This window comes from Pseudomonas anguilliseptica (assembly GCF_900105355.1).
GTDB classification, from domain to species: domain Bacteria; phylum Pseudomonadota; class Gammaproteobacteria; order Pseudomonadales; family Pseudomonadaceae; genus Aquipseudomonas; species Aquipseudomonas anguilliseptica.
In genome coordinates, this window is record NZ_FNSC01000001.1 from 4,115,746 (window position 1) to 4,130,896 (window position 15,151).

At 60.3% G+C, this 15,151-nt stretch carries 8 protein-coding genes and 5 pseudogenes; 7 read left to right on the forward strand and 6 right to left on the reverse strand.

Going from position 1 to position 15,151, the window contains the following annotated elements:
- Nucleotides 1–286 precede the first annotated feature (286 nt).
- From BLW24_RS27225 to BLW24_RS20195, 4 genes and pseudogenes are all read right to left on the reverse strand, one after another.
- Nucleotides 287–1,068: pseudogene (locus BLW24_RS27225) on the reverse strand (LrgB family protein).
- A complete protein-coding gene (locus BLW24_RS20185; protein WP_090386365.1) occupies nt 1,065–1,592 on the reverse strand; it encodes a DUF934 domain-containing protein in 528 nt (175 codons plus the stop codon). Before BLW24_RS20185 ends, BLW24_RS27225 begins: the two are co-directional and overlap by 4 nt.
- A gap of 259 nt (nt 1,593–1,851) precedes the next feature.
- A complete protein-coding gene (locus tag BLW24_RS20190; RefSeq protein WP_090375570.1) occupies nt 1,852–2,832 on the reverse strand; it encodes an IS5 family transposase in 981 nt (326 codons plus the stop codon).
- A gap of 88 nt (nt 2,833–2,920) precedes the next feature.
- A pseudogene (locus BLW24_RS20195) lies at nt 2,921–4,389 on the reverse strand (nitrite/sulfite reductase); the annotation flags it as partial.
- Nucleotides 4,390–4,610: 221 nt separating this feature from the next.
- Here BLW24_RS20195 and BLW24_RS20200 point away from each other — a divergent pair.
- The 7 genes and pseudogenes from BLW24_RS20200 to BLW24_RS27240 all read left to right on the forward strand — a co-directional run.
- Nucleotides 4,611–5,267 carry a DsbA family oxidoreductase gene (locus BLW24_RS20200; RefSeq protein WP_090386367.1) on the forward strand — a complete coding sequence of 219 codons (657 nt, stop codon included), beginning with the start codon at nt 4,611–4,613 and terminating at the stop codon, nt 5,265–5,267.
- Between the two features lie 207 nt (nt 5,268–5,474).
- Nucleotides 5,475–6,890 (forward strand): cytochrome c oxidase accessory protein CcoG, encoded by a 1,416-nt coding sequence (gene ccoG / locus BLW24_RS20205; RefSeq protein ID WP_090386370.1) that lies wholly within the window; start codon nt 5,475–5,477, stop codon nt 6,888–6,890.
- Between the two features lie 64 nt (nt 6,891–6,954).
- On the forward strand, nt 6,955–8,364 hold the full coding sequence (mapR, locus tag BLW24_RS20210; RefSeq protein ID WP_090387811.1) for a GntR family transcriptional regulator MpaR: 1,410 nt from the start codon (nt 6,955–6,957) through the stop codon (nt 8,362–8,364).
- A 126-nt stretch (nt 8,365–8,490) separates the two neighbouring features.
- Nucleotides 8,491–9,570 (forward strand): metal-dependent hydrolase, encoded by a 1,080-nt coding sequence (locus BLW24_RS20215; protein ID WP_090386372.1) that lies wholly within the window; start codon nt 8,491–8,493, stop codon nt 9,568–9,570.
- 90 nt (nt 9,571–9,660) lie between these two features.
- On the forward strand, nt 9,661–10,038 hold the full coding sequence (locus tag BLW24_RS27230) for an MCP four helix bundle domain-containing protein (protein WP_208600201.1): 378 nt from the start codon (nt 9,661–9,663) through the stop codon (nt 10,036–10,038).
- A 48-nt stretch (nt 10,039–10,086) separates the two neighbouring features.
- On the forward strand, nt 10,087–10,605 hold the full coding sequence (locus BLW24_RS27235) for a methyl-accepting chemotaxis protein (protein ID WP_208600202.1): 519 nt from the start codon (nt 10,087–10,089) through the stop codon (nt 10,603–10,605).
- 53 nt (nt 10,606–10,658) lie between these two features.
- A pseudogene (locus BLW24_RS27240) lies at nt 10,659–11,189 on the forward strand (methyl-accepting chemotaxis protein); the annotation flags it as partial.
- A 13-nt stretch (nt 11,190–11,202) separates the two neighbouring features.
- Here the strand turns inward: BLW24_RS27240 and BLW24_RS20225 are convergent.
- Nucleotides 11,203–13,157: pseudogene (locus tag BLW24_RS20225) on the reverse strand (methyl-accepting chemotaxis protein).
- Between the two features lie 473 nt (nt 13,158–13,630).
- A pseudogene (locus BLW24_RS20230) lies at nt 13,631–15,087 on the reverse strand (sodium-dependent transporter).
- Nucleotides 15,088–15,151 lie beyond the last annotated feature (64 nt).

Consider the following 15,151-nt stretch of genomic DNA (forward strand, 5'->3'; position numbering starts at 1 on the left):
GATGGGGGATGCCTCTGGCCGGCTCCGGTCTCGACCGGCAGTCGTCGCCCCATCACAGCCAGTGGAAAGCAGCTGGAAACGGCCAAAACAGTCATCGCCCGTCTGCATATAAACAAGCAAATCGCTAAAAGTCTTTCCACAAACACCAAGAACAAGACTTCGAAGCCAGCGATGAGCCGGATCAACTTGCCCTTGGCGCGGTAGCTGTATTGAGCTTGGTCGCTGCCCAGCTAAGTACCTTGCAAGGCTGACAGGCGCACAACTCCGCCAAACCTTAAACTGTATGTCACAAGCCGGCGAGCGCCCAGCCGGCCAGCAATGGCAAGAGTACGGCGCTGATTACACCGAGCAGGCTCATGCCTAGAGCGGCAAAGGCACCACACTCGGAGCCTTCCTCCAGCGCCCGTGCGGTGCCAATTGCGTGAGCATTGATGCCGTAGCTCAACCCACGCGCCGCCGGGTGAGTGACCTTGAACACGCCCAGCAACCAAGGCCCCAATGCCGTACCAATTACACCGCTGCCAGGGAAGCAAGGCCGCCGAGTTGCTCCGCCGCCAGCATGGCAAAGGGCATGGTCACCGACTTACCCGATAGGCTCGCCAGTACTGGAAGTTGTGCACCCATTGCATGGGCAATCAGCAGCGTCAGCGTAACCGTCAACGAGCCGCCGACCAGTACAGTCAGCGGCACCGGCCAGGCCAGCAGGCGGATGCGTTTGATGTTGTTGTACAAGGGGACGGCCAGGCACTGCATCATCCAGCCGCACAACGGCAACGTGACCAGTAACGACAGACACAACGCAGTGAGAATGGCCGGCAGGTCAGCAAGCAGTGCATCGCTGGCCAGCATGATTCCCGCAGCGGGCACGACAAACAGCAACGGCAGGTACTGCAACAGGGTGCTGCTTGCCTGGCTCAGCGGCTCACTGACCTGCCCGCGCAGCAGCAGATAGGCAAACAACAGCAGTAGGCCAATCACGCTACCCGGCAGCGCGGGTAGCAACAGCTCACAGACAAGACTGCCGGATATTTGCAGGAGGACCAGCCAGGTAAGGCCTTTGAGCATCATCCTTGGCTGCCTTCAGCTCGCCGACGAAACAAAGGGCGCGGCTCTATCGCTGAGCGACCGTACAACACACTCATGCCCGCCAAGCCTTTAAGCGCCTCTTCGACCGACTTGTCCTTACGCACGGCAAACGCATCGAAACCGCATTGGCGCATATGACTGAGCTGGTCTCGCAGTACATCGCCTACCGCGCGCAATTCACCCTGCCAGCTCAGTCGCGTACGCAACAAATAAGCCTGACTGTAGCCACGGCCGTCACGAAAGCTGGGGAAGTCGATAGCGATCAACGGCACGATCGGCAGATGAGTTTGCAGGCTCTCCACGTCATCATCCGGCGCGAGGCAAACGCCCTCTAGACTGAAACGCTCACCCCGTAAAACGCTCTCGTCCTGCCGTTCAAACCAAGTACTCAGCGGCAAGATCAGCGGCGTGGCCGAATGAGCCGCAAGGTTGTCAGCCAATAAGCACCAAGGGTCGTTCTCGACGATGCTCGGCACACCATCAATCAGCCTGATCAAATTGTTCATGCGCTCACCTGCTGCTTGCGATAGACCTGTTCCTTGAACGGCTCCAGGCCGATTCGCTGCACGGTATCGACAAAGCACTCCTCGGCTTCACGGTAATCGGTGAAGGTGCGTAGGGATGGTCTGAAGTAGCCCTGTATTTCCGGTCAACTTCAGCCTCCGCTGATTTTGAAAGCGGAAAACTGATCAAAAACGATCAAGTCATCCGCTCATTTCGGTGTTTCTGGCCGCCGCGAGCACCTCGCAGCGGTCATTTCCCACATTACAGGCGCACCTCTCCTGCATTCGTCAGCAAATGTCGACGGGCCATCCACAGGTTCGACAGGGCGAACAGCGTTACCAGTTGTGCGGTGTTTTTGGCCAGGCCACGGAAGCGCGTCTTCACATAACCGAACTGGCGCTTGATCACGCGAAACGGATGCTCGACCTTGGCGCGCACTTGGGCTTTGGCCTTCTCGATCTTGCGCTTGGCTTTGTATAACCCGCTGCGCTTATCGAGCTTCCTGTAGGTGCTGCGGCGTGCCGCCACCTGCCAGATTACCTTCCGACCTTCATGCTCCGGACGCTTTTCGACACCGGTGTAACCTGCGTCAGTACACACCACGTTTTCGTCGCCGTGCAGCAGTTTGTCTACCTGGGTGACATCCGCCACGTTGGCTGCCGTGCCTACTACGCTGTGCACCAGACCCGACTCGTCATCCACGCCGATGTGCGCCTTCATGCCGAAGTAGTACTGGTTGCCCTTCTTTGTTTGGTGCATTTCCGGATCGCGCTTACGGTCCTTGTTCTTGGTCGAACTCGGCGCATTGATCAACGTGGCATCGACGATGGTGCCCTGGCGCAGTGACAGACCACGGTCGCCCAGGTAGCCGTTAATCACGGCCAAGATGCCTGCAGCCAGCTCGTGTTTCTCCAGCAAGCGACGGAAGTTGAGGATGGTGGTTTCATCGGGAATGCGCTCCAGGCTTAAGCCGGCGAACTGGCGCAGGATGGTGGTCTCGTACAGCGTTTCCTCCATCGCCGGATCGCTGTAACCGAACCAGTTTTGCATCAGATGCACACGCAGCATCGCCATCAGCGCATAGGCGGGCCTGCCACCTTCGCCCTTCGGGTAGTGCGGATCGATCAGGGTGACCAATCCTTCCCACGGCACTACTCGATCCATCTCGATCAGGAACAACTCTTTGCGGGTCTGCTTGCGCTTGCCTGCGTACTCGGCGTCGGCGAAGGTCATCTGCTTCATCGGAAAACTCGACGGGTGGAATCCGGGTATTTTGCCAAAATCAGGAAGTCTTCTTCAGAGTTTCCCTAGCAACCCATCGATCACGTCGGGGGATCTGCTCGGCACTGAACGCCGGACCAATCACCTTACCCAGCGAACTGCTCTTGCCTTGCGAGCCACCGATGGTTACCTGGTACCACTCGCTGCCGTTTTTATCGACACCGAGAATACCGATGTTGCCAATGTGGTGATGACCGCAGGCATTCATGCAGCCGGAGATATTCAGGCTGATATCGCCCAGGTCATGCAGGTAATCGAGATCATCAAAACGCTGCTGAATCGCCTGGGCAATCGGGATCGACTTGGCGTTGCTAGGCCAGCCTCTCCCGCCGCTTGCCACAAGGCATACAAATCCGTCTTACGGATGTCGGGCAGCACAACGTTCTGCTCATGGGCAATGCGCAACTCGGCGAAGCCAAAGCGCTCAGCCAAATCGGCAAGCACGTCCATCTGCTGCGCGGTCACATCACCGGGCGGCGCGCTGATGCCCGGTTTAGTCGACAACACCACGGCGGTATAACCCGGCACCTTGTGCGCCAGGGTATTGCGCGACACCCAACGGGCAAACTCAGCGTTCTGCGCCATGGCAGTACCGAAGCCCAGGTCAACCTCAGGTAATTGCTCATAGGCCGGCGCGACGAAGGCATCGGCCACCCGTTGATACTCTTCCTGGGTCAATTCGGCCGGGCCATCTTTGATGTGCTGCCACTCAGCCTCAACCTCGCGTGCGAACGCCTCGATCCCCAGGGCTTTGACCAGGATCTTGATGCGCGCCTTGTACTTGTTGTCGCGGCGGCCATGGCGGTTGTACACACGCAGCACCGCCTCGACATAGGACAGCAGATGCCGCCAGGGCAACGCCTCGCGAATCTGCTGACTGAGGATTGGCGTACGCCCCAAGCCGCCGCCCACCATTACTCGCAACAACAACTTTCCCACCTCATCGCGGTACAGGTACAGGCCGATGTCATGCATCATCACCGCCGCGCGGTCTTGCTCTGCCGCGCACAAGGCGATCTTGAATTTACGCGGCAGGTAGAGGAATTCTGGATTGATAGTCGACCACTGACGCAAGATTTCTGCCAACGGACGCGGGTCGAGCAGCTCATCGGCAGCGACCCCGGCGAAGGCTTCAGTGGTGATGTTGCGTACACAGTTACCGGAGGTCTGGATCGCATGCATCTCCACCTCTGCCAGGTGCTCGAGAATATCCGGCACCTGCTCAAGCTCGATCCAGTTGAACTGGATGTTCTGCCGGGTAGTGAAGTGCCCATAACCCCGGTCGTAATGCTGCGCGATATTTGCCAATGCACGCATCTGCCGTGCCGCCAACGTCCCGTAGGGGATCGCCACCCGCAGCATGTAGGCATGCTTCTGCAGGTACAGACCGTTCTGCAGGCGCAGTGGTAGAAACTCTTCCTCGCTCAGCTCGCCACTGATACGGCGCTCAACCTGATCGCGAAACTGCGCAACACGCTCATGCACCAGCGCGTGGTCGTATTCATCGTATTGGTACATCGGCGGCCTCGGCTATTGTCGATGGCCGCACTATGCCCGTGGCTCTGATACCGAAACAGCGGCAGATTAAGCGGAAAAATACAGAGCAGATGCTGCAGCCAATGTTTCAGGACGCGGCAGCACGGAAATTCACATCGGTTATTTTCAGCCCGACGCGGTCGCTGAGAAACCTATCACCGGGCTATCCTACGACGCATTGAATTCTCCCTGGGGAAGCGTCCATGACCACTCTCAACTCAAAAAAACTGCACATCGACATCGTTTCTGATGTGGTTTGCCCGTGGTGCATCGTCGGTTACCGGCAGCTGGAAAAGGCCCTGCAAGCCAGCGGCACCGACTATGAGCTGCATTGGCAGCCGTTTGAGCTAAACCCCGACATGGTGCCCGAAGGACAAAACCTGAGCGAACACCTCGCCGAGAAATATGGGGCGAGCAAAGAGCAGTCGCAAGAGAACCGTCTACGCATAACGCAGGCCGGCGCAGAGCTGGGCTTCGAGTTCAGTTTTGCCGACGACATGCGCATGCACAACACCTTCAATGTTCATCAGCTTCTGCATTGGGCCGATCAACAGGGCCACATGCACGACTTGAAACAGGCGTTTTTCGTCGCGCACTTCACCCATCGCCGCAATCTCTCGGATAACAACGTACTGGCCGATGTGGCCGCAGAGATTGGGCTAAATCGTGACGACGCGCTGGCCGTTGTTGCAGACCAACGCTTCGCCAACGAAGTGCGCGCGACTGAACAGTCGTGGATAAGCCAAGGTATCAGTGGTGTCCCAGCCGTGATCTTCAACCGCCGCCACCTTGTGACCGGCGCGCAAGGTGTCGAAAACTACACACGCATTTTGGAACAGTTGGCAGCGGCGGGAGACTGAATAATCACGCACTTGCGTAATGCTGACGTACTCCAGCACCATGATGATCAGCATACCTTCTGTGGTGAGATAGCTGTCGGCAACGCCATCATGTGTCTTTGCCTATTTTTCATCTGATCCGCTTTTTATTGGAAAACCTGAGTCTGTTATCCAAACAGCTGCGCTCGCATCATTCGCCTCGCCTGATATAGCCCGACGAGGCCCGTAATGAGCGAACGAATTCCCGCGCAGATCATCGAGACCATCGACCCGTGCCAGCCTATCCGCCTGACGCCCTCCCAGGCTGGCGGGCCGATCCATACCCGCAGTTTCAGCGGCCGCTTTCGCAATCTGCGCCTGTACGGCGCGGGCTTGCTGTTTCTGATCTTCTTCGGCACCGCCTGGCTGGACTGGGACGGTCGTCAGGCGGTGCTGTGGAACCTGGCCGAGCATCGTTACTACATCTTCGACGCGACCTTCTGGCCGCAGGATTTCACCCTGCTCTCGGCGCTGCTGATCATTGCCGCCTTTGGCCTGTTCACCATCACCGTGGTGGCCGGGCGGGTGTGGTGTGGCTATACCTGCCCGCAGAGCGTATGGACCTGGGTGTTTATGTGGGCGGAAAAAGTCACCGGGGGCGAGCGTAATCAACGCATCAAGCTCGATGCTGCGCCCTGGTCACTGAACAAGCTGGCGCGGCGCAGCGCCAAACACGCGATCTGGCTAGGCGTCAGTCTGCTCACGGCGCTGACCTTTATCGGTTACTTCACACCAATCCGTACACTTGCCAGCGACCTGCTGCACCTGCAACTGGACGGCGGCACGCTGGTGTGGGTGCTGTTCTTTATGGCCGCCACCTACCTTAACGCCGGCTGGCTGCGCGAGAAGGTCTGCGTACACATGTGCCCCTACTCGCGCTTCCAGAGTGCAATGTTCGATGACGACACCCTGCTGGTGGCCTACGACGCCAAGCGCGGTGAAGGCCGTGGCCCGCGCAGGAAAGACAGCGACCACAAGGCCGAAGGCCTGGGCGATTGCATCGACTGTTACATGTGTGTGCAGGTCTGCCCAACCGGTATCGATATCCGCGATGGCCTGCAGATCGACTGCATCAGCTGCGGCGCCTGTATCGATGCCTGCGATTCGATCATGGACAAAATGGGTTATGCCCGAGGCCTTGTCGGCTATCACTCCGAGCGCGAACTGCAAGGTGGCAAAACCCACTGGCTGCGGCCACGGCTGGTTGGCTACGGCATTGCCCTGGTGCTGATGCTTGCCGCCTTTGCCTGGGCCTTGAGCGCGCGTTCGATGTTGTCCATCGACTCGGCCAAGGACCGCAGCATGTTCCGCGAGAACCAACTGGGGCAGATCGAGAACACCTACCTGCTCAAGGTGATCAACAAGACCCAGCAGCCGCAGCGTTATGCTCTGGCGCTGGTCGACACCCCCGGCCTGCGCCTGGATGCGCCGCAGCAGTTGCAGCTCAACCCCGGAGAAATCCTCGATGTCCCGGTGACCGTGGTGCTGGAACGTGAGCAGGCCGAGGCCAGCACCCTACCCGTGCGCTTCGCGATCCATAACCTGGCCGATAGCAGCGAGCAGGCACAGACGCAGAGCGTTTTTCTCTCGCCGCGCGGGCGCTGAGAGTCGCATGGCAAGGCAACTCCCCGTAGAGTGCGGTCATCTGCAGGCCGCACCTATGGACACGATGAAACGCTACGAGAAATTCGCCGACCAGATTGCCGAACTGATCCGCACGGGCATGCTCGCACCCGGCGAAAAGGTGCCCTCGGTGCGCCACGCCAGCCGTACCTATGGGGTCAGCCCATCCACGGTGTTCCAGGCCTATTACCTGCTGGAAGACCGCGGCCTGATCCAGGCCCGCGCGCGCTCTGGCTACTTCGTCCGCGAACTCGCGCGGCATTCCCTGGCCGAACCGCAAACCTGCCAACAACCGACGCAAACCACCGAAGTGGATGTCAGCGAGCTGGTGTTCTCGGTCCTCGCCTCACTCAAAGACCCAGGCACCGTGCCATTCGGCTCGGCCTTCCCCAGCCCGCAGTTGTTTCCTCTGGCGCGCCTGGCCCGCGCTATGACGCACAGCCTGCGTGATATTCCGCCGCAAGCGGTGATCGCCGATATGACCGAGGGCAACCCCAACCTGCGCCGGCAGATTGCCCTGCGTTATATGGTCAGCGGCGTGATGTTGCCCCTGGAAGAACTGGTGCTCACCAGCGGCGCCATGGAAGCTCTCAATCTGTGTCTACAAACGGTGACCCAACCCGGCGATCTGGTGGCCATCGAGGCGCCGGCCTTCTACGCCACGTTGCAGGTGCTGGAGCGGTTAAAGCTCAAGGCGGTGGAAATCCCGGTCAACCCCCGTGAAGGTATTGATCTGGGTGTATTGAGCGAGCGTCTGGCCAGCCTGCCGATCAAGGCCTGCTGGTTTATGAGCAGCCTGCAGAACCCACTCGGCGCGAGCATGAGCGATGACAAGAAGCGTGCACTGTATGAACTGCTGCAGCGCCATCAGGTGCCGCTGATCGAGGATGACGTGTACGCCGAGCTGTACTTCGGCAGCCAACCGCCAAAACCGGTGAAAAGCTTCGACCACGCCGGCCTGGTGATGCACTGCGGCTCGTTTTCCAAATGCCTGGCGCCGGGTTATCGGGTTGGCTGGGTGGCCGGCGGGCGCTATGCCGAGCAGATCAGCCGGCTCAAGCTGATGACCACCATCTCGCCCTCCGTGCCGGCCCAGGCCGCCCTGGCCGAGTACCTGCAGCACGGCGGCTACGACCGCCACCTGCGCAAGCTGCGCCACGCCCTGGAGGCGCAGCAGGCATCGATGCTCGCCTCGGCCGCGCGGCATTTCCCGGCCTGCACCAAGGTCACCCGTCCCAGCGGCGGCTACTTTCTCTGGTTCGAGTTTCCCGAGCAGATCGATGCCCTGCGCCTGTTTCAACTGGCTCTGGCCCAGGGCATCAGCCTGGCACCAGGGCCGATCTTCTCGGCCACCCGGCGCTTCGGCAATTGCGCACGGCTTAACTACGGCCACCCCTGGGATGCGCAGAGCGAACAGGCCATGGCCGTGCTGGGGCGGATTATTTCCTCCTTCTAGAGCCTTGTTACGTTCAGCCAACCCCGCCTTTGCGGTGCATGGGCTGAAATCTTTCTTCGATATTTTTCGCAGCAAACGGCCGGCAGCTCGGCTAATTTAGCCGCCTGTTCAATTCAGAGATCAGTCATGGATTCGATAACCCAAGCGGTACTTGGTGCCACTATTCAAGGCGCACTGCTCGGCCGCTGGCAAGGACGCAAGGCACTGCTTTACGGCGCCATGCTCGGCACATTGCCGGATCTGGATGTAGTCATCGATTACGGCGACGCCGTGGCCGATATGACCTATCACCGTGGTTTCAGCCACTCGCTGTTTGTTCTCACCGGCCTCGCGCTGTTTCTGACCTGGCTGACCCGACGCGTCCGGCATAACCCCGGTTATTCAGCACAGCGGTTATTTATCACCCTGTGGCTGGTGCTGATTACCCATCCGCTGCTCGACAGTTTCACCAGCTACGGCACCCAGCTGCTCTGGCCACTGACGCCCATACCTACCGCCTGGTCGAGCATCTTTATCATCGACCCGCTCTACACCATTCCTCTTTGCGTCGCCGTGGCCCTGGGGCTGCTTTATGGCCTGCGCGACCACAGCCTGCAAAACAAGGCGGCCAGGGCTCCGGCTCTAGCCTTGCTGATTTCCTCCTTGTTCCTGGGCTCTACCCTGGGCGGCAAATACATGGCCGAGCAGCGCGTGGAAGCCGAACTGGCGCGTCAGGGCATCGAAGCTCAGCAAATCTTCAGCACCACCACGCCGTTCAACAGCCTGCTGTGGCGGGTGATCGTGCTCGATGGTGAGGATTACCACGAGGCGCTGGTCAGCTGGTTTGACGATGCACCGCCGCAGCTCGCGCGCATCCCGCGCGGCACACACCTGGCTGCAGCCCTGGCCGACTCGCCGGCGCATGTGCGGCTGGCCTGGTTTACCAATGGCGTGCTGCGCTATGACCAGTTGGGCGAGCAACTGGTCGTCACCGACATCCGCCTGGGCATGACCGGTTTCCACCCCTTCCGCTTCGACTTCGCCACCCTGAAAGACGGCGAGTGGCACGTGCATGACGATATCCAGCGCCTGCCAATAGAGCGTGGTGATGTATCGCGCCTGCAGCTGCTGTGGGCGCGTATATGGCAGCCCGAGGTGCAAGTACCGCTTCTGGCCTGGGCTGATGAGTTACGTAAAGTGCCGCTGGCCAGCAGCGACTTGCCATAACCACGCCTGCCGGCCTTCATGGGCCGGCCCTACAGCGATGCTGCGCATGGTCTAGGCTGAATTCCAACCTATCTCCGTTGGAGTCTAGCCATGAATATCCGGCAGAAAATGATCGCCTGTGGCGCGATCAGCGTACTGGCAGCCACCCTGCTGGGTAGCATCGGTTTCTGGGGGCAAACGCGCCTGGCCAGCGCCCTTAACGAAAATCAGCTGAGTGTCAGCGCCCTGCGCAACCACCTGGAAGGCGACATGATGCATGACGCCCTACGCGCCGATGTACTCGCAGCCTTCTATATCGACCCTGCCGACAGCGCGGCGGTAACCCAGGTGCGCGATGACCTGCGCGAGCACAGCGAATGGTTTACCCGCACCCTCAACGACAACGCCAAACTGCCGCTCAGCGCGGATATTCGCCAGGCCATCAGCCAGTCGCAGCCAGCCCTGGCCAGTTACATCCAGCAGGCCTAGGGCATCGTCAACCTGGCCCTGACTGACCCGCAGGCCGCACGCCAACAGATGGCCGCCTTCGATGCCAGCTTCGGTGATCTGGAAGAAAAGAACGAAGCCCTTAGCGGCCTGATCGAAGCGCACTCGGCAAAAACCCGTAGCGACGGCGAAGCTGCCGTGCAACAGGCCGCCTGGTTGCTAATTGGTGGCATTTTGCTGGTCTGCTGCCTGCTCTGCCTGCTCACCACCCAGTTGATGAAAGCTGTCTTGCGCCCACTGGAGAAGATCATCGGGGTGGCGCGCAACATTGCCCAGGGCAATCTGCGGCAGATGATCGACGGCATCCGCCAGGAAGGTGAACAGCTGCAGCAAACCGCGCGCAGCCTTAATGGCGCCTCGCAGAGCATCGTGCGCAGCACCACTGAAGAGTCGCAGAGTGCCAGCAGCACGGCCGGGGCCATGGAGCAGATGATGCAGAACATCGAACAGATCGCCGGCCACGCACGCAATGCCCAGGAAATTTCCTCGCATTCCGAACACCTGGCCAGCAACGGCGGTCAGGTGATCATGGGTGTGGTGACGGCATGAGCCGGATTGCCGAAGCGGTTAACGAATCCAGCGCCACCATCACCGTACTGGGCGAATCATCGGAAGAAATTCACTCGATTATCCAGGTAATCAAAAGCATCGCCGAACAGACCAACCTGCTCGCGCTGAACGCCGCCATCGAGGCCGCGCGCGCGGGTGAGGCCGGCCGTGGCTTTGCCGTGGTGGCCGATGAGGTACGCAACCTGGCCGCGCGCACCGCGCAATCGACCCAGGAAATCACCGGGATGATCGAACGCATCCGCACCAGCACCGAGCAGGCAGTCAATAGCATGCAGACCGGCGTTACCCGGGTGAACGATGGCGTGTCCCTGGCGCGTCAGGCCGGCGAGTCGATCAGTGAAATCCGCGGCGGCGCACAACGTGCGGCCGAGGTGGTGGAGGAGATATCGCAGACCATCGACGAACAGAGCCGCGCCAGCAGCGAGGTGGCGCAGCAGGTCGAACATATCGCGCAGATGTCGCAGCAAAACAGCCGCACCGTGCATGAACTGGCCGACGCTGCGCAAAGCCTCGACCGCGTGGCGCGCAGCATGCAGAGCGCAGTGCTGCAGTTTCAGACCTGAGCGTGACTTCTGACTAGCTGCGGAACTGCGCCACGAGCCCCTGCAGTTCAACCCCCAGGCGCGCCAGCTCCGCGCTGGATGCTGCGGTCTGCTGGCTGGCGCTGGCGCTTTGCTCCCCGATATCACGCACCCGCGTCACGCTTTCACTGATGGTTTCCGCCACTGCGCTCTGCTCTTCGGCGGCGGCGGCAATCTGCTGGTTCATCTGCTCGATGGTGCTTACCGCCTGGGTAATACGACCCAGCGCGGCGCCGGCTTCACCCGCCAGCGTTACGGTGCGCTGAGTCAGGCTGCGGCTGCTGCCCATCTTCTCCACCGCACCCTTGGCCAGGCGTTGCAGACTGGCGATCAGCCCTTCGATTTCTTCGGTGGAATCCTGCGCGCGCTTGGCCAGGGCTCGCACTTCATCGGCCACGACGGCAAAGCCGCGCCCCTGCTCGCCAGCCCGTGCAGCTTCGATGGCGGCGTTCAGCGCGAGCAGGTTGGTCTGTTCGGCGACATTGCGAATCACCTCCAGCACCCCGCCAATCCGCGCGCTTTCCTGATTCAGCGCGGCGATGGCCTCGGCGGATTCTTCAACTTCAGTGGCCAGGTGACCAATCTGGCTGACTGCCTGCTGCACCACCTGGTTACCCTGCTGCGCTTCCTGATCAGCCGCACGAGCAGCCAGAGAAGCCTGCTCGGCGTTCTGCGCCACTTCCTGCACGGTTGCGGCCATTTCATGCATGGCGGTGGCGGTCTGTTCGGTTTCCATCTTCTGGTTCTGCACGCCCGCGCTGGTTTGCGCGGTGATCGCCGAAAGCTGCTCGGCGGCGGCGGCAATCTGGCTGACGCCACCGCCAATACGCCCAACCAGGGTGCGCAGACTCACGCTCATCACCTGCATGGCGGCCATCAATTGACCGGGCTCGTCACGGCGATCCTGCGGCAGGTCGTGGGTCAGGTCGCCAGCCGCAATGCGCTGGGCAAACACCACGGTCTGCTGCAGGGGCGAGACAATCAGGCGGGAGATAATCAGCGCCGCCAACATGCCAATAATCACCGCAGCAATGCCCATCGCGCCGAGCAACAGCATGGCCTGGCGGCTGTCCGCGGCCATGGCCTGCTCTTGCTGAACTTTGGCTTCATCCACCAACGCCAGCACGGCCTGGGCACGTTCAACCATGGCCACTTCGCTCTGCTGGCTCTGTCCACGCACCTGCTGGTAATTAGTGAAGGCCTGCTGATACAGGGTCAGCGCCTTCAGGGCAGTTTCAATGGCGCCTTTCTGATCGTCGTCCAGCAGGCCATCAGGCTGCGCGCCACGGTTTGCAGGTCGTCGTTGATATAGGTCCACTCTTCCAGGGCTTCGGCCGAGCCATCGATGATGTACTGGCTTTCATGGCCGCGCAGGTCAAGCATGCGTTTGCTCAGGCCCGAAGCGGTTTCCGCCAGGGTCAGCGGGTCACTGCCGCGCAATTTGTCACCTTCCAAGCGCAGTTCACGCACCGCGTCGTACATGTCCAACTCGATCACATCGAACTGATCACGCGCCTCACCAGCCGCTTCACGCATCTGCGTGCGCGCCGCGCGGGCATTGTTCTGCTGCTCGACAAAACTGTCGAACTGCCGGCGATAGTCGTCAATGGCCTGCTGCATGCTTTTCAGACGCGCCTGATCGGCACGGGATGCGGCCGCCAACTGCTGGACAAGTATCACGCCGACCCGGTCCAGTTGCTCATGCACCTGGGCGGCTGCCTCGCTGGTCTGCCGCAGAGCAAAATCACGCTCTGCACGGCGTGCCTGCAACACCTGCGCATCGATGGCCGATAAGCCACTGGTACTGGTATGCCCGTCCAATACGGCTTGCACCGCCAGAAAGCCACTGCCGGTAACGGCAACTGTGAGCAACAGCACCAGGCCGAAGCCACACATAAGCTTTTTTCCGACAGACAGATCGGCGAACAGACGCGCGGCTGAAGAGGACATAACAACTCCGTTTTTATTATCGAGCGCAGCAAGGCTGCACGATGGCGGCCCAGGCAAGCACATAAACAACTGATGGCAGTTTAGCTCCGCTTTATTGCAACCCTTGCGCCAGAGGCCTGACCTGAGTTTAGGCAACAACGCAAAGGCCGGAGCCAGAGCCGTTGACGGTGGACCAGGGCGATAAAGCCAAAAGCCGAATACTGCGGACAACCTGGTTTATCGGCAGGTTTCCGCTGATCCTTTATCGCGAATGGCGAGTTATCGCCAGAAAGTCCACGCCAAGGATATGACGACCATAAGAAAGGCCATGAGCCCATCACATGTTGCGAGACGACAAATCGCAGGCTGACGTTGAGCAAAGCCCAGCAGGCAGCGACATATCTTTAGGCAACAGGTATTCAGGCATCGCCAATAAAAAGGGCGCACGGCTTTTGCTTGTGCGCCCTTCTCTACTGCGGCTCAACGTGGCGTGATTAACGCCCGGCGAGCACCGGTACGACTCGTGGCCTGAGCACTTCACCAAGCACCGCGAGCAGGCCGATGGCGCCAGCAATCCAGTACCACTGGGCAATCGGGTCAAACATCAACCAGCCCAGGGCGTGCAGGAACACCACCATGATCAGCACCGGGCTGACGTAGCGCACCATAAACAGCCACAGGGCATAGCCCAGCGGCGGCAGATTCAGCTCATCACGCATGATCTCGCTGCGCAGGGCGTAACCGGCCAGCAACACCATGAAGATACCGCCCAGCGGCATCATCCAGCGTGAAGTCAGGTAATCCAGCCAGTCGAAGAAGTTCTTGCCCAGCGGCGTCCAACCGGACAGCAGGTTGAACGAGAGTATCGCCAGCAGGTGATCACCAGCAGCACCGCACCGGAAGTGGCTGCAGCCTTGAAGCGGCTGATACCGTACTTCTCATTCAGGTAGGCCACCGTGGCTTCGATCATGGAGATCGCCGAAGTCAGCGCGGCAATCGACACCATGGCGAAGAACAGCACGCCGAATGCAGTACCGAACGGCATCTGCTGGAAGGCCAGCGGCAGGCTCATAAAGATCAACCCCGGCCCGGCGCTCGGGCTCATGCCGTTGGCGAAGATAATCGGGAAAATCGCCAGCCCCGCCAGCAACGCCACGCAGGTGTCGCAGATGGCCACAACAAAGGTGGTGCGCGCCACCGACTGGCCGTCCGGCAGGTAGGAGCCGTAGGTGAGAATTGCCCCGGAGGCCAGACTCAGGGTAAAGAAGGCATGGCCCAGCGCGGCCAGCAACGCTTCACCGGTAATTTTCGAAGCATCGAAGGTAAACAGAAAATCGAAGCCAGCGCTGAAGCCGCCACTGGTAAAGGCGTAGCCCACCAGAATCAGCAGCATCAAGGCCAGACCCGGCATCATCCAGCGCACGGCATTCTCGATGCCCTTCTGCACGCCCTTGGCGACGATCCACAAGGTCAGCAGCGCCACCAGCACGCTCCAGCCGCCGAGCTGCCAGGGGTTGGCGTTATGCGCTTCGAATACCCCGCCAAGGGCTTCCACGCTGGTAGCTGCCAGGGAGCCGTCGAGCATTTTCACCGTGTAGGCAAAGGCCCAACCGGCCACCACCACGTAGAAACACAGGATCATAAAGCCGGCCAGCATGGCCATGCCGCCGACCGCCTTCCACAGCGGGTTGCCGTTGTTTTCCTTGACCACCCGACCGATCGCATCGATGGGGCTGCCACGGCCGCGCCGGCCAATGGCGATCTCGGTCATCATCACCGGGATACCAATGGCCAGGATGCAGGCCAGGTACATCAGCACAAACGCGCCGCCGTATTCGCCGGTGATGTAGGGGAATTTCCAGATATTGCCCAAGCCCACAGCGGAGCCGGTTGCAGCAAGAATAAAGCCCCAGCGCGAGAGCCAGAGGCTCTTCGGTTTTTCACGGGTCATGCGTCACCTGTTTGTTTTTATCTGTGACGAAATAGAACCCGCAGCGCTTGTGGCGCGGCGGAGT

Excerpts from the sequence above, each read along its gene's own strand:
- BLW24_RS20185 (WP_090386365.1), bottom strand. The coding sequence starts at position 1,592 with ATGAACAATTTGATCAGGCTGATTGATGGTGTGCCGAGCATCGTCGAG.
- ccoG (WP_090386370.1), top strand. The coding sequence starts at position 5,475 with ATGAGCGAACGAATTCCCGCGCAGATCATCGAGACCATCGACCCGTGC.
- BLW24_RS20215 (WP_090386372.1), top strand. The coding sequence starts at position 8,491 with ATGGATTCGATAACCCAAGCGGTACTTGGTGCCACTATTCAAGGCGCA.
- BLW24_RS27235 (WP_208600202.1), top strand. The coding sequence starts at position 10,087 with ATGGCCGCCTTCGATGCCAGCTTCGGTGATCTGGAAGAAAAGAACGAA.
- mapR (WP_090387811.1), top strand. The coding sequence starts at position 6,955 with ATGAAACGCTACGAGAAATTCGCCGACCAGATTGCCGAACTGATCCGC.
- BLW24_RS27230 (WP_208600201.1), top strand. The coding sequence starts at position 9,661 with ATGAATATCCGGCAGAAAATGATCGCCTGTGGCGCGATCAGCGTACTG.
- BLW24_RS20200 (WP_090386367.1), top strand. The coding sequence starts at position 4,611 with ATGACCACTCTCAACTCAAAAAAACTGCACATCGACATCGTTTCTGAT.
- BLW24_RS20190 (WP_090375570.1), bottom strand. The coding sequence starts at position 2,832 with ATGAAGCAGATGACCTTCGCCGACGCCGAGTACGCAGGCAAGCGCAAG.